The sequence below is a fragment of the Polynucleobacter sp. JS-JIR-II-b4 genome (assembly GCF_018687815.1).
In the GTDB taxonomy this organism is placed as follows: domain Bacteria; phylum Pseudomonadota; class Gammaproteobacteria; order Burkholderiales; family Burkholderiaceae; genus Polynucleobacter.
Map to the genome: position 1 here is coordinate 1,935,255 of NZ_CP061306.1, position 14,004 is coordinate 1,949,258.

At 46.1% G+C, this 14,004-nt stretch carries 12 protein-coding genes and 1 riboswitch; of the genes, 2 read left to right on the plus strand and 10 right to left on the minus strand.

The annotated features are described in order from the left end of the window. Window positions 1–56 precede the first annotated feature (56 nt). From glmS to ICV90_RS09835, 5 genes are read right to left on the minus strand one after another with little or no spacing between them, the layout of a single operon-like run. Window positions 57–1,889, minus strand: coding sequence for a glutamine--fructose-6-phosphate transaminase (isomerizing) (gene glmS / locus ICV90_RS09815; RefSeq protein WP_215358737.1), 1,833 nt, complete (start codon window positions 1,887–1,889; stop codon window positions 57–59). Beyond that, a complete protein-coding gene (gene glmU, locus ICV90_RS09820; RefSeq protein WP_215358738.1) occupies window positions 1,889–3,382 on the minus strand; it encodes a bifunctional UDP-N-acetylglucosamine diphosphorylase/glucosamine-1-phosphate N-acetyltransferase GlmU in 1,494 nt (497 codons plus the stop codon). Before glmU ends, glmS begins: the two co-directional genes overlap by 1 nt. After that, window positions 3,379–4,287: a tRNA 2-thiocytidine(32) synthetase TtcA gene (gene ttcA / locus ICV90_RS09825; protein WP_215358739.1), complete on the minus strand. Its 909-nt coding sequence runs from the start codon at window positions 4,285–4,287 to the stop codon at window positions 3,379–3,381. The genes glmU and ttcA overlap by 4 nt, the downstream gene beginning before the upstream one ends. A 23-nt stretch (window positions 4,288–4,310) precedes the next feature. Next, a complete protein-coding gene (locus ICV90_RS09830) occupies window positions 4,311–4,706 on the minus strand; it encodes a dihydroneopterin aldolase (protein ID WP_215358740.1) in 396 nt (131 codons plus the stop codon). 23 nt (window positions 4,707–4,729) lie between these two features. Then, window positions 4,730–5,539 (minus strand): SDR family oxidoreductase, encoded by an 810-nt coding sequence (locus ICV90_RS09835; protein ID WP_215358741.1) that lies wholly within the window; start codon window positions 5,537–5,539, stop codon window positions 4,730–4,732. 25 nt (window positions 5,540–5,564) lie between these two features. On the opposite strand from ICV90_RS09835, the gene ICV90_RS09840 reads away from it, so the two are divergent. Then, on the plus strand, window positions 5,565–6,752 hold the full coding sequence (locus ICV90_RS09840; RefSeq protein WP_215358742.1) for a class I SAM-dependent methyltransferase: 1,188 nt from the start codon (window positions 5,565–5,567) through the stop codon (window positions 6,750–6,752). 7 nt (window positions 6,753–6,759) lie between these two features. On the opposite strand, the gene ICV90_RS09845 is transcribed toward ICV90_RS09840, so the two are convergent. Genes ICV90_RS09845 through ICV90_RS09855 form a run of 3 tightly spaced genes read right to left on the minus strand, consistent with a single transcriptional unit; the run spans window position 6,760 to window position 10,796 of the window. Then, a complete protein-coding gene (locus tag ICV90_RS09845) occupies window positions 6,760–7,890 on the minus strand; it encodes a polynucleotide adenylyltransferase (protein ID WP_215358743.1) in 1,131 nt (376 codons plus the stop codon). Continuing rightward, complete coding sequence (locus ICV90_RS09850; protein WP_215358744.1) at window positions 7,890–8,798, minus strand: complex I NDUFA9 subunit family protein; 909 nt, start codon at window positions 8,796–8,798, stop codon at window positions 7,890–7,892. Before ICV90_RS09850 ends, ICV90_RS09845 begins: the two co-directional genes overlap by 1 nt. Before the next feature lie 39 nt (window positions 8,799–8,837). Next, on the minus strand, window positions 8,838–10,796 hold the full coding sequence (locus ICV90_RS09855; protein ID WP_251367730.1) for a lytic transglycosylase domain-containing protein: 1,959 nt from the start codon (window positions 10,794–10,796) through the stop codon (window positions 8,838–8,840). A gap of 93 nt (window positions 10,797–10,889) precedes the next feature. On the opposite strand from ICV90_RS09855, the gene ICV90_RS09860 reads away from it, so the two are divergent. After that, on the plus strand, window positions 10,890–11,507 hold the full coding sequence (locus ICV90_RS09860) for a 5-formyltetrahydrofolate cyclo-ligase (RefSeq protein WP_251367731.1): 618 nt from the start codon (window positions 10,890–10,892) through the stop codon (window positions 11,505–11,507). A gap of 1 nt (window position 11,508) precedes the next feature. Here ICV90_RS09860 and metF read toward each other — a convergent pair whose 3' ends face one another. Together metF and ahcY are read right to left on the minus strand one after the other, a co-directional pair. Next, window positions 11,509–12,339 carry a methylenetetrahydrofolate reductase [NAD(P)H] gene (gene metF / locus ICV90_RS09865; RefSeq protein ID WP_215358746.1) on the minus strand — a complete coding sequence of 277 codons (831 nt, stop codon included), beginning with the start codon at window positions 12,337–12,339 and terminating at the stop codon, window positions 11,509–11,511. 37 nt (window positions 12,340–12,376) lie between these two features. Beyond that, window positions 12,377–13,822 carry an adenosylhomocysteinase gene (ahcY, locus tag ICV90_RS09870; RefSeq protein ID WP_215360473.1) on the minus strand — a complete coding sequence of 482 codons (1,446 nt, stop codon included), beginning with the start codon at window positions 13,820–13,822 and terminating at the stop codon, window positions 12,377–12,379. 61 nt (window positions 13,823–13,883) lie between these two features. Beyond that, window positions 13,884–13,996: riboswitch (S-adenosyl-L-homocysteine riboswitch) on the minus strand. Window positions 13,997–14,004: the final 8 nt, after the last annotated feature.

A 14,004-nucleotide genomic window follows, 5' to 3' on the forward strand; every position in this document is an offset into this window, starting at 1 on the left:
GATTTATCTACTGAATTTTGTCCACAACTTTAGGTGAATGTCAAACAGGCGAAAAATTATTCGACCGTAACGCTCTTTGCAAGGTTTCTGGGTTTATCAACATCCGTACCGCGTGCGCAGGCTGTGTGATAAGCCAATAGCTGCAGGGGAACTACATGCAATATTGGTGAAAGGTTGCCATAGTGCTCAGGCAGCTTGATGACATTGATGCCTTCGCTACTTGAGATGTGAGTATCTTGATCAGCAAAAACATAAAGTTTGCCACCACGCGCTTTGACTTCTTGCATATTGGATTTGAGTTTCTCCAATAAGACGTCATTAGGCGCAACAGTAACAACCGGCATCTTGTCTGTAACTAAAGCAAGCGGTCCATGCTTTAACTCGCCAGCTGGATAAGCTTCAGCATGGATATAAGAAATTTCTTTGAGCTTTAATGCACCCTCAAGTGCAATTGGGTAATGCATTCCACGGCCTAGGAATAGGGCATTTTCACATTTAGCAAAAGCATCGCTCCAGGCAATGATTTGTGGCTCAAGCGCTAGTACTGCATGTAGAGCTTTTGGTAAATGGCGCAGGTCACGCAGGAGCTCCTTCTCTTTTTCTGGAGAAATTCTGCCATCGCGCTTAGCAATCGAAACCGCCAAGAGATAGAGCGCTAAAAGCTGCGTAGTAAATGCCTTTGTTGAAGCAACACCAATTTCAGCGCCAGCCTTAGTCAAAAAATGCCAATCAGTTTCACGAACCATGGCGCTACTAGCCACGTTGCATATGGCTAATGTAAAGCGGTGACCTAAACTCTTGGCATGACGCAATGCTGCTAAGGTATCTGCTGTCTCGCCAGATTGTGAAACCACCACAATGAGTGTTTTTGGATTGGGCACAGTGGTGCGATAGCGATACTCACTAGCAATTTCTACTTGTGTTGGAATACCAGCAATATCTTCTAGCCAATATTTAGCAACACATGCGGAGTAATAACTTGTGCCACATGCCAATATTAAAATCTGCTCAAAAGCTTTCCAATCTTCTGGCTTTGCTTCAAATAGCTCAGGACCAAAGTCAGCGATATTGGCAAGCGTGTCGCCAATTGCTCTAGGCTGCTCAAAGATTTCTTTTTGCATGTAATGCTGATAAGGGCCGAGATCAACTGAGTCAGCTTGAGCAGGCATAGGCTTCAGCTCTCTTTGGGCGACCTTACCAGCTTGATCAATTACCTCAACAGAATCAGCCTTTAGTACAGCGACATCACCCTCTTCCAAATACATCATGGAATGAGCACGTCCTGCCAATGCCAAAGCATCAGAAGCCAAAAAGTGCTCATGATCACCAATGGCAACCACCAGAGGAGATCCAACGCGGGCGCCTACTAAAGTGCTTGGATTATCTTGTGCGATTACACCAATAGCGTATGCACCATGCAATTGAGGGAGCACCGCTCTTACCGATGCTGCAATATCTTTTTGGCCACTAGCAACATATTGCTGGTGAATTAAATGGGCGATAACTTCAGTATCTGTTTCAGAGGTAAACACATATCCAGCCGCCTTTAGATCCGAACGCAGAACTTCATAGTTCTCAATAATGCCGTTATGTACGACTGCAATTAAATCGTTTGAAGTATGTGGGTGTGCATTTTGGGTATCTGGCTTACCGTGGGTAGCCCAACGTGTGTGCGCAATACCCAAGGTGCCGAAAAAATCTTTACCTTGCTCACCTAATTCAGAAACACGTGCAGTAGTTCGAGCTCTTTCAATGGGATGCTTGGCATCATCGCCATTAATGACTGCAAAACCACAAGAGTCATAGCCACGGTACTCTAGGCGGCGTAAGCCCTCAACCAAAACATCAACAATATTTTTACGGGAAGCCGCGCCAACAATGCCGCACATTATTTTTTACCCTTTGCAGTTTTCTTAACCGGCTTCTTGACGGCCTTCTTCACAGCCGTCTTTGATGCTGCTTTTTTTACTGGTTTCTTTTCTTGCTTGACAGGGCGCTGCCACTGTAAGGAAATTTGTTTTGCTCGGGATACAGTCAGTTGATTGGCAGGAGCATCTTTAGTCAAAGTTGTTCCCGCACCCAATGTGGCGCCACGGCCAACACGTACAGGTGCAACCAACTGAGTATCCGAGCCAATGAAGACATCATCCTCAATAATGGTCTGGTGTTTGTTAACGCCATCGTAGTTACAAGTAATAGTGCCAGCACCAATGTTGACTCTGGAGCCAACAATAGAGTCGCCAACATAAGCCAAGTGATTGGCTTTGCTATTAGCGGCAATTTTGCTGTTCTTCACTTCTACGAAATTACCAATATGTACATCGTTTGATAAATCTGCGCCAGGACGCAAACGAGCATAAGGGCCAATTAATGATTGATTGCCCACTTTTGCGCCATCCACATGGCTATATGCATGAATAGCTACGCCTTTGCCGATCACGCTATTGCGAATCACGCAATATGGCCCAACCTTCGTACCAGCATCTAGAGTGACGCAACCTTCAAATACGCAACCCACATCAATAGATACATCGGTGCCGCACTCTAAGGTACCGCGTACATCAATACGTGCAGGATCAGCAAGCGATACTCCCGCATCCATTAATTGATGGGCAATATTGAGTTGGTGCACACGTTCTAATGCAGCGAGTTGATCACGACTATTAACACCAACCGTCTCGAACTCATCATCAGCCTGTGTTGTGCGAATCGGCACGCCATCTTTAACAGCCATAGCAATCACGTCAGTCAAGTAATACTCGCCTTGTGCATTACTTGCACGTAAAGCTTTTAACCACTTCTTTAGTGAGCTCGTTGGCAACACCATGATGCCGGTATTAATTTCTTGAATTGCTTTTTGTGCAGGCGTCGCATCCTTCTCTTCAACGATCTCTTTTACAGAGCCGTCAGCATCGCGCACGATGCGGCCGTAGCCAGTAGGGTTGCCAAGGTTCTGTGTCAGTAAAGCTAATGCAGAATCTTGTCCTCTGAAGCCATCAGCCAACTTCGCTAATTTAGCCAGCGTCTTTTTTGTAGTGAGCGGAACATCGCCATATAAAACTAAAGTGGGCTCTTGAACATCTAATTTAGGCAAGGCTTGCAATAATGCGTGACCCGTGCCTTTTTGTTCAGCTTGCAGCGCAGTGCTTACTTTGCCAAAGCTTGGATCTTCCTTGCCGGCATTTAATAAGAATGTCTTTACATCTGCCGCACCATGACCAACCACTACAACGGGGCCAGATTTAGACTTTTTGTCTTGTAGTGAAAGCGCAGTACTGAGAACGTGCTGGAGCAGGGGCTTGCCTGCGAGAGTTTGCAGGACCTTGGGCAGAGCGGATTTCATCCGCTTTCCTTGCCCAGCAGCCAAAATGACGATATTCATAAAGGGGGATTATAAGTCCCCTGAATCATGGTTCCACAGGCTAATTCATCTAATTCGGCCTCATCAATTGCCCTGTCGCCAGAAGATCTAGCAGCAATACCCGCTAACTCGGTGGAAATCTCCAGGTTCTTGAAATCAAAGGCTTCGCCGTCCATTAAATGAGATGGAACAATATGATGCATAGAGCGAAATAAGTTCTCCACCCGACCAGGATGCTTCTTCTCCCAATCGCGCAGCATTTCTTTCATGACCTGGCGCTGCAAATTGGGCTGACTTCCACACAAATCACACGGAATAATAGGGAAATTCATATCTGCCGCATAACGTTCGAGTAATTTCTCAGGAACATAAGCCAAGGGGCGAATCACAATATGCTTGCCATCATCAGAGCGCAACTTGGGCGGCATCCCCTTTAGCTTGCCCGCATAAAACATATTGAGCATCAAAGTTTCTAAAATGTCATCACGGTGATGGCCTAAAGCAATTTTCGTTGCACCCAACTCATCTGCCACACGATACAAAATGCCACGGCGTAAGCGTGAGCACAATCCACAGGTTGTTTTACCCTCAGGAATCACACGCTTCACAATACTGTAAGTGTCCTGCTCTTCAATGTGATACTGAACACCTAAATTCTTCAAATAATTGGGTAAGATTTCAGCTGGAAAATTAGGCTGCTTCTGATCTAAGTTCACCGCAACAATTTCAAAATTGATCGGCGCGCGCTCACGCAGCTTCATCAGAATATCGAGCATGGCGTAACTATCTTTGCCGCCCGAAACACATACCATGACCTTATCGCCCTCTTCGATCATGCCGAAGTCACCAATAGCTTGACCTACCAAGCGGCAGAGTTTCTTCTCTAGCTTGTTTTCTTCGAAGACAACTTTACGAATATCGCCCATAAGAGTTCTTTTCTAGATTTTGTTTAAGAAGTCTTAATACGAAATACTTCAACGCCCACCGAGTGGCAATCTGGATAGACGTCTGGCTTGGCTGTACTTACACGCGCAGCCAATACCTTTGGGTGAAGCAACATTGCCGTCACGATGTCGTCGCAGAAGGTTTCCTGCAAATGAATGTGTCCCTGAGAGGCCCTAGACTTAATGGTCTCGCGCATGAAGTCGTAATCCACAACCTCACCTAACTGATCTTGGCTGGGCGTATTCATTGCCAAAGGAATATACAAATCCACATTCAAAATGACGCGTTGCTCTGCTTTTTTCTCAAAGTCATGAACGCCTATATTGATATAGATCTCATAGTCCTTGAGAAATAAACGGCGACAGTCAACAAGAGCAGGATGAGAAAGAATGGCGTGCATGTATATTTGCTTTTTAAAAATACTTAATTGGTTTTGAACATCACATCACGTGATGATGGCAATAAATGTTGCCCACCGTCTACATATAAGGTAGTTCCGGTAACAGCGCTAGAGTCAGCCAAAAATACAGCTGCCTTTGCAATATCTGCTGGTGTTGAAGATCTTCCTAGCGGCGTCATTTGATGTGCTTTGGAAAAACCATCCGTTGTTTGATCGCCTGATGGCAAAGAGATTCCGGGTGCTAATCCGACTACACGCAGATGGGGCGCAAAATCCATTGCTAATAATTCCACAGAAGAAAGTAACGCTGCTTTAGATAATGTATAAGACAAATAATCTGGATTAGGGTTAATCAACTTTTGATCTAGTAATTGAATCACTGCTGGAATGGCGCCGGATGTATTTGACTTACTTTTTTGAAACTCAAACATGAGTTGAGTCAGCAAAATAGGTGCGGTCAAATTGACCTGCATATGGTCTTGCAAACTTTTTCCACTGAACGGGGTGCTGGAGTTAGCGCGATCGTATTCAAAGATAGATGCGCTATTTACTAAGCAGGCTAAATTAGGGAATGCTTTGCTGACAGCCAAGAAAAGATCTTTGGTGGCAGCCTCATCAGCCAAGTCCGCCTGAAAGGCTTGGACTTTCACACCCATCATCTCGATTTCTCTGATGGTTTCTCGGGCCTCCTGCTCAGATCGCCCATAATGAACGGCAACATCCCAGCCCTGACGGGCAAACTGCAAGGCAATTTCTCGACCCAGGCGCTTGGCGGCGCCGGTCACTAAAACTGCTTTTCCTTGCTGGGATGGGGGCGTTGAACTAGGGTTCAATTAAATTCTCTTAGACTAGCGAGCTATGGATATTACCTTGACCAGCCTTGAAACGGAGCATAGTGCGCTTCTAAAGGCCAAAATAGCCTCTCAAATCACCTTAAAGGGCGGCTGGCTGCCATTCTCTCGCTATATGGAGATGGCCTTATATGAGCCCGGAATGGGGTATTACAGCGCCGGCGCTCACAAACTTGGGGCTGGCGGTGACTTCACTACTGCCCCCGAATTAAGTCCTCTCTTTGGCGCAGCCATTTGCTCAACCCTCCTACCGGTACTTGAGGGCCTCAAGGAAAAAGGCCTTCCCACTCAAATCTTAGAGTTTGGCGCTGGTACGGGCAAGCTCGCCACTTCAATACTCACTCGCCTCAATGATCTCGGCTTTCATTTGGATCGTTACGACATTATCGAAATTTCGCCAGACTTAGCGCAGCGACAACAAGAAAGAATTGGAAACACTGTTGGGCAACTCAACCTCCATACACAATGTAACTGGTTAACGGAACTTCCTGAAAATTTCAAAGGCATCATTCTGGCAAATGAAGTGATTGATGCCATTCCTTGCGATGCCATCATTTATCAAAATGGATTTTGGTATTGGTATGGCGTTGCATTTGAAAGCGACAAGCTCCTCTGGAAAGTGGGTGCACCAGTCGAACAACCATTGCTTCCTGAAAGTCTTCTCAACGGTAATTTCTCAGAAGGCTATGTCACTGAACTGCACACGCCAGCAAATGCCTGGATGCAACAAGTTGCTAAGCACTTGGAAACTGGGTTATTCCTTACCTTTGACTATGGATTTCCTGAGAGCGAGTACTACCACCCGCAAAGACTTGAGGGCACCCTCATGGCCCATCATCGCCACCATGCAATTCAAGATCCATTTCATCTGCCTGGTCTTTGCGACTTAACAACGCACGTAGAGTGGTCGCAAATCGCTCGTAGTGCATTGGCTGAAAATGTAGATGATGTATATCTGACGAACCAGGCCGCTTATCTTCTTGATGCTGGCATTGGAGACATTGCTTTAGAAATTGGCGACCCAAGTAATCCAGAAACATTTCTACCGATATCCAATTCTTTGCAAAAGTTATTGTCTGAAGCGGAAATGGGCGAACTCTTTAAGGCCTTTGCATTTTCTAAGAAATTAGAGAGCCTACTACCGGGACATGTACTTGAAGATCTGCCTGGTCTACGCGGCAGAAATAGACTGTAGAAGTTTTTTAAGTCGCTAGAGCAGTAGTAATTGCAGACAACCGAGCAGACTCAAATGCACCGCCAATGCGCTCACCATTAGATCGATCTTCTGCAGCAACGCCAGCAATAATTTCGGCGGCATTGATGGCTTGAGTGGTGCGCATTGCATTGATCAAAGGGGAAACAGGCATTCCCAATTTGTCCGCAAGATTCAAAAGTGCTTGCGCTCGATCTGGCTTACGCCAAACATCTGCACGGTTGAACCAAGCTAAAACATCTACCGCCTGATAAGCAGTATCGGGATATTTCTTGACCAAAACCCTCAGATCACTGAATATCTCACTGAAATCTCGCACATCAATTGGCATGCGCACACACTCAGCCCATGAACGAATTTCAGTTGCAGGCAAATTCATTAAGACAATTGCGCAGCGTTCTTCAATATTATTTCCAGCTAAGGAAAAATACGCAACCAACTCTTCACGAAATGGTTCCTCAGATAACTGAGGAACTAACGTAGGAGGCAATATGGTACTGGCAGCACCAGTGTTTAGAAGGACTTGAAACAGATGCATCGGCTTTTGTGCAACCAAACCCCTGGCCAACTCTTGCCAAATGCGCTCGGCCGATAAAGCATTTAACTCACCTGATTGAACAATTGCCTTTAAAGCGCTGAGCGTTTCAGCGGCAACACTAAATTCAGGAAAGCGTGCAGCAAAGCGAGCAATGCGCAAGAGACGCAATGGATCTTCTGCGAATGCATCTGACACGTGACGAAATACTTTGGCGGCTAAATCTTCTTGACCGTTATAAGGATCAATAATCGGTCCAAATAGCTTTCCATCAGCACCCACTTCTTGCGCCATCGCATTGATTGTTAAATCACGACGCTGTAAGTCCTGCTCCAAAGTGACTGAGGGGTCGGCATGGAAGTTAAAGCCCTTATAGCCTTTGCCGGTCTTGCGCTCAGTACGCGCGAGCGCATATTCAGCCTGTGTCTCTGGATGCAAAAACACTGGGAAATCTTTGCCTACTGGACGAAAGCCCTGAGCAACCATCTCTTCTATGCTAGAGCCCACCACAACATAATCAATGTCGTGCACAGGTAAACCCATAAGGGTGTCCCTGATGGCCCCGCCTACTGCGTAGACTTTCATTACTGCATACCTTCAAGGCTGCGACGACTCATTTTGAATACTTCCGTCAACGCATCAACGCCATTCACTGGCAAAGTATTAGGCACTTGCATAGATGCAATATTGTCACGCGACATCAATGTTGGGCCCGGCAAGAATTCAAATGCCAATGCCTGCAAATAGCCCACAAAGGCTGGCACAGGAATGATGAGGCACGAGGCTTTAGCCTTACGTGCAGCAAACTCAACAATCCCCTTCATGGTGTAAACCGTTGGGCCAACCAAGTCATAGGACTGACGAATGGTTTGAGGCATCGATAAGGATTTAACAAATGCACTTGCAACATCATCTACGCTCACTGGCTGAAATTGTGCCTCGGAATGCGCTAAGGGCATGGCTGGAAATAACTTAGTCAATTTAGAAAATAAATTAATAAATTGATCTTGGGTGCCAAAGATGACTGAAGGCCTAAAGATGGTCCAATCCAAATTGCTGGCCTTTACTGCAGCTTCGCCATCACCTTTGCTCCGCTGATACATCGATGGGCCATGAGAGTCGGCACCCAGCGCGCTCATATGTAAATAGCGTTTTAAGCCGTGTAACTGCATTGCCGTAATAATATTTTTAGGGAGCTCCACATGGGCAGCTTTAAATACCTTTCCATAAGGCTTAGCCGGCTTATCGTGTAACGCGCCGACCAAATTGATCACAACGCCATTCGGCTTAATCCGCCCACAAAGGCTCTGCAGCTCATCAAACTCATGAACATCAGCTTCTTCGACATGTACCTTAGGCAACATGCGCAATTCACGTGCAGCGCCTAAATGGCTCGTTGGGACTAATACGGAGTAACCCGCTAGCTGAAGTTGCGCAGCAATCACTCGGCCCACAAATCCGTTACCACCGATTAGAAGAATGTCATATTTCATAGGAAGCTTTCTTAGCTTAGCGCAGTAGTAATTGGTGGTTTAAGGAAGCTCAGATTGAGTTGCAGCCTTCGGCGTAATAACGCCTAAGCGCTGTTTTAAAGATTGTGGCTGACCATTCATCACCGACGAATAGTAATTTGCATTAGAAAGCACATTCTTTACGTATACGCGTGTCTCAGTAAATGGAATAGTTTCAGCAAAAATAGCGCCCTCTGTTGGGCCGGATAACTTTTCCCGCCAAGCCTTTGAACGAGAAGGGCCTGCGTTATAGGCAGCAGAAGCTAACACCCAAGAGCCTTCTAGATCAACGAGGACCATATTTAAATAATTACTCCCCAATGTCAGGTTCGTGCTGGTATCGCTTAACTTGTCATTGGTGTAATTTGTCATACCAATTTTCTTAGCCACGTACTTTGCAGTATTCGGCATCACCTGCATTAATCCAGAGGCACCCACAGAAGAGGCTGCATTCATAATGAAGCGTGACTCTTGACGAATTAAGCCGTAAGCCCAGGCAAGATTGAGGTCTATTTGACGCGCAATTGGAGACAACTCTTCTCTATATGGAGTTGGGTAGCGCAAACTAAAGTCATGCTCTTGCTTTGTACGGTCGGCAGTGTTGACGACGCGGTCATATAAATTGATTCGCTTTGCATACTCCGCAGCCGCCAACAATTGCTTATCAGTCATATTGCGTAATTCCCAATTCCACTCACGATTACCTTCAAAGCGAAGATTCATGGCATATAAGCGTTCACCACGAATAAAGCCCTTGCGGCTCGCCATCGCATCTATCTCTTGCTCAGTCACTTTCGTTTTAGCAGGCGCATTATTAGATTTACCCAACTCTTCGCGTGCAAGCTGGCCATAAAAGTTGTATTGATCAGCAATCATTTCAAAACTATCTTTGGCTTTTACATCTTGGCCTTCAACTTTGAGCGCACGACCATACCAGTAGGTCCACGCAGGATCTTTAGCACGCACTGCCGGGTTCATGCCATCAATCGCATTTTTAACTAAGGCCCAATCTTTAGCACGCAAGCCTGCGCGCACCTTCCATTCTTGTGACTCGACTGAAAGAAGCTCGTTATAGCCTAGCTCTTGTTGCAAGCGGTAGGCATCATCTGCATTAGGGTCTAATTTTTTGGCCAAAAATTGCCCGATCACACCCCAAGCAACAGCTTGGTTTTCTTTGCTATAGCGTGAAGCGTTTTGAGAAAAGTCGCGATAGGCCTTTGCTGGATCAGCCTTTGCAGCCTTAACAATATCTGCGATCGGATCTTCACCGCCAAGGCGACGCGCCATCGTGTCATAGCCCCTCTCACTAGCCGCACGCCCAATAGCTTTAGCCTCACTCGGGGACATGCCACCTGCAGCAACTAAAGACGGAACCAATTCTTGGCAAGCTTGTCCAAAATAACTTGGATCAAGCAACACTGCTCGAGAATCAATCGCTAATTTCGTTGGATTTTCACCTTGAGATAATTTAGACAACAAGGAATAGCATTTCACTTGTGTATCGTCGTCCAATACAAACTTAGCGTACTCCACATCAAAGCGTGCCCAGTCCCTACGCTTACCCAAAACCAATAACCAATCATTGCGCATACGGTCAGCCAATGCTGTGCCTTGATATTGATTTAAGAATGCAACCACTTGAGCATCTGCGCCATAGTCATTACGTGCACCGCCAGCACTATCAAATAATTGCGGCTTGATCCGGAAGTAAGCTACGTAGTCATCAAATGGGTAATTAACCAGATTGGATGAAAGTTGCTGAGTACGAAATACATCATTCTTTTTTGCAGCTTCGCGCAAATCAATGAACATCCGATCGGTATCGGTAATTTCAGCAGGGGCAGCCTTGCTTTCATAAGACTTGGGAAGGCTTGGCTTCTTCAGCTTTTCAGCATAAGAATTGGACGCGCCTAACGCTAGGCCCAAAACCAGAATTTTGGCCCACTCAAGGTATTTGCTGTTTACTGTTACAAACTTCATTCTTCCGATCCAACCCTATCTCTATTTGCAAGGCTAGAGGCCTTGCAGCACTTGATTACTATATCCTTTAATTTTCGCCTGATAATGGTCGATATGCACGGTAATTCACCAAAAACTCTTCGCAAAGATTTATTAAAACAACGCAAAGAAATTGCGGCTGGGAATAGCTATGCTTCTGTAGAAGCGGGCTTGATTGCAGGCCTCAATCATTTTTTAGCAAATGAAGGCAAACTCATTCGCTCAATCGCCCTTTATTGGCCCATTCAAGATGAAATTGATTTACGCCCCACTTTATTAAGCTGGATGAAGAATGTCCCTCAGCGTCGCTTAGCGCTGCCCTATGCACGCCCGGATAAGCATCTTGAATTCTACGAGTGGCAAGAGGGCGATGCATTAATTCCAAGCGCTCACGGAGTTCCTGAGCCTAGCCCAGAAAATACCGCCAGGCCACAACTCATTCCTGACTGTATCCTGATTCCCTGCGTTGGCTGGTCTAGCTCTGTTGTGAGCGGTAAAGCACACTACTGGCGACTAGGCTATGGCGGCGGGTATTTTGATCGAACCCTAGCGCAGTTGCGAAAAGACAATCCAAACCTCATTTGCATGGGGGTTGGATTTGATTGGCAAAAATTAGATGATTCTCAATGGGCTGCTCAAACACATGACGAGCCCCTGGATATGCTGTTGACGGAGTCTGGCTTACTTATTTGATTTACTTCGTTAAATCCAAATTGTCTGCAATCGCTAAAACTGCATCTGCCTGATTTAGCGAGTAGAAATGGATTCCAGGTGCGCCAGCAGTTAACAACTGATCACACAAGTCAGTCACCACTTCTTCACCAAATGCACGAATAGAAGCGATGTCATCACCGTAGGATTGAAGACGTAAACGAATCCAACGCGGTATCTCGGCACCACAGGCGTCAGAGAAGCGGAGCAATTGGCTGCTATTGGTAATCGGCATAATGCCGGCAATTATTGGCTGTGTAACGCCTAATTCATAAGCCTCGTCTACGAAGCGGAAGTAAGCATCGCTGTTGTAAAAATATTGAGTAACAGCTGAATTTGCGCCCGCCTTCATTTTTTGCACAAAGAAATCGATATCACTAGCAGGCGACTTTGCCTGTGGATGCGTTTCTGGATAAGCGGCTACATCGATATGAAACCAATCGCCTGTTTCTGCACGAATAAATTCTACCAATTCATTGGCATGATGAAACTCGCCATACTGGCCCATGCCAGAAGGCAAGTCGCCGCGCAAAGCCACAATGCGCTTCACGCCTAAGGCTTGATATTGCTTGAGCATCTCGCGCACGCTCTCACGTGAGCTACCTACACAAGATAAGTGGGGGGCAACAGCTGCACCAGCAGCATGAATGTCGCTCACCACTTTTAATGTGCCAGACTGAGTAGAACCGCCAGCACCAAAGGTCACGGAATAAAAAGCGGGCTTGAGCGTTTCAGAAAAACGCTCACGTACCAGATGCAACTTACTCTCACCTTCAGGTGTTTTTGGAGGAAAGAATTCGACGCTTAATTCCATGATTTTGGGCCTAGGTATCTATTGAACAGTGATTGGATTAATAACGATAGTGGTCAGCCTTGTAAGGGCCTTGCTTCGTTACACCAATATAGGAAGCTTGCTGATCTGACAACACAGTTAACTCTGCATTCAGAGTCTTGAGCTGTAAGCGAGCAACCTTCTCATCCAAATGCTTAGGCAATGTGTAAACACCGACTGGATATTTATCAGTTCCTACTGCATTCCACAATTCAATCTGGGCAATCACTTGGTTTGCAAATGAAGAGCTCATGACGTATGAAGGATGTCCTGTACCGCAACCCAGGTTAACCAAACGACCCTTAGCTAAGATAATGATGCGCTTTTCAGGCTTGCCATTGGCGGCCGGGAAAATCACATGATCAACTTGTGGCTTGATCTCTTCCCACTTGTATTTCTCAATACCAGCAACATCGATCTCGTTATCAAAGTGACCAATGTTACAAACGATGGCTTGATTCTTCATCTTCGCCATGTGGTCATGTGTAATCACATGGTAGTTACCAGTTGCAGAAACAAAGATATCGGCTTTATCAGCAGCGTAATCCATGGTCACAACGCGGTAGCCTTCCATCGCAGCTTGTAGTGCGCAGATTGGATCAACCTCAGTTACCCAAACTTGAGCGGACAAAGCGCGCAATGCTTGAGCTGAACCTTTACCCACATCGCCGTAACCACAAACGACTGCAACCTTACCAGCAACCATCACGTCAGTGGCACGCTTGATCGCATCTACTAAAGACTCACGGCAACCATAGAGGTTGTCGAATTTGCTCTTAGTAACAGAGTCATTTACGTTAATAGCTGGGAACTTCAACTCGCCCTTGGCGAACATTTGATACAGGCGATGTACACCGGTAGTCGTTTCTTCTGTAACGCCTTTAACTTTTTCTAAGCGTGTTGAATACCAAGTTGGATCTTGTGCCAATTTTTTCTTGATAGCAGCAAACAAAATAGTTTCTTCTTCGCTGGTTGGATTATTCAAGCAAGCTTGATCTTTCTCAGCGCGTGCTCCAAGGTGCAACAACAAAGTAGCATCGCCACCGTCGTCCAAAATCATATTGGTGTAACCGCCGTCAGCCCACTCAAAAATGCGGTGAGTAAAGTCCCAGTACTGCTCAAGGGTTTCGCCTTTAATAGCAAATACTGGCGTGCCGTTAGCAGCAATGGCTGCAGCAGCATGGTCTTGTGTAGAGAAAATATTGCAAGATGCCCATTGAACTTCAGCACCGAGTGCCTCTAGCGTCTCGATCAATACTGCAGTTTGAATGGTCATGTGCAATGAACCAGTAATGCGTGCGCCACGCAATGGCTGTTGTGCAGCAAATTCATCACGAATGGCGATTAAGCCTGGCATCTCGGTTTCAGCAATGGCGATTTCTTTGCGGCCGAAGTCAGCCAAAGAGATATCAGCGATTGCGCAACGAGTTGCAACAAAGTTATTTAAATCAGAAACGGTATTCATTAATGCTCCAGCTAAATACGATCCAATGCTGGAGTAGAAACTCGCTAGCCATTGAATCATGGGTTAGCGAGCGCGGTTGCAATTAGCAAACTCCGGGGGTTACCTTAGAGCCCACTCCCTTCAAGCCTGGGGAAGTGCTGGGTCTCAGCATTCCTTGCAACGCTCCTTGAAGGTATGCCGTA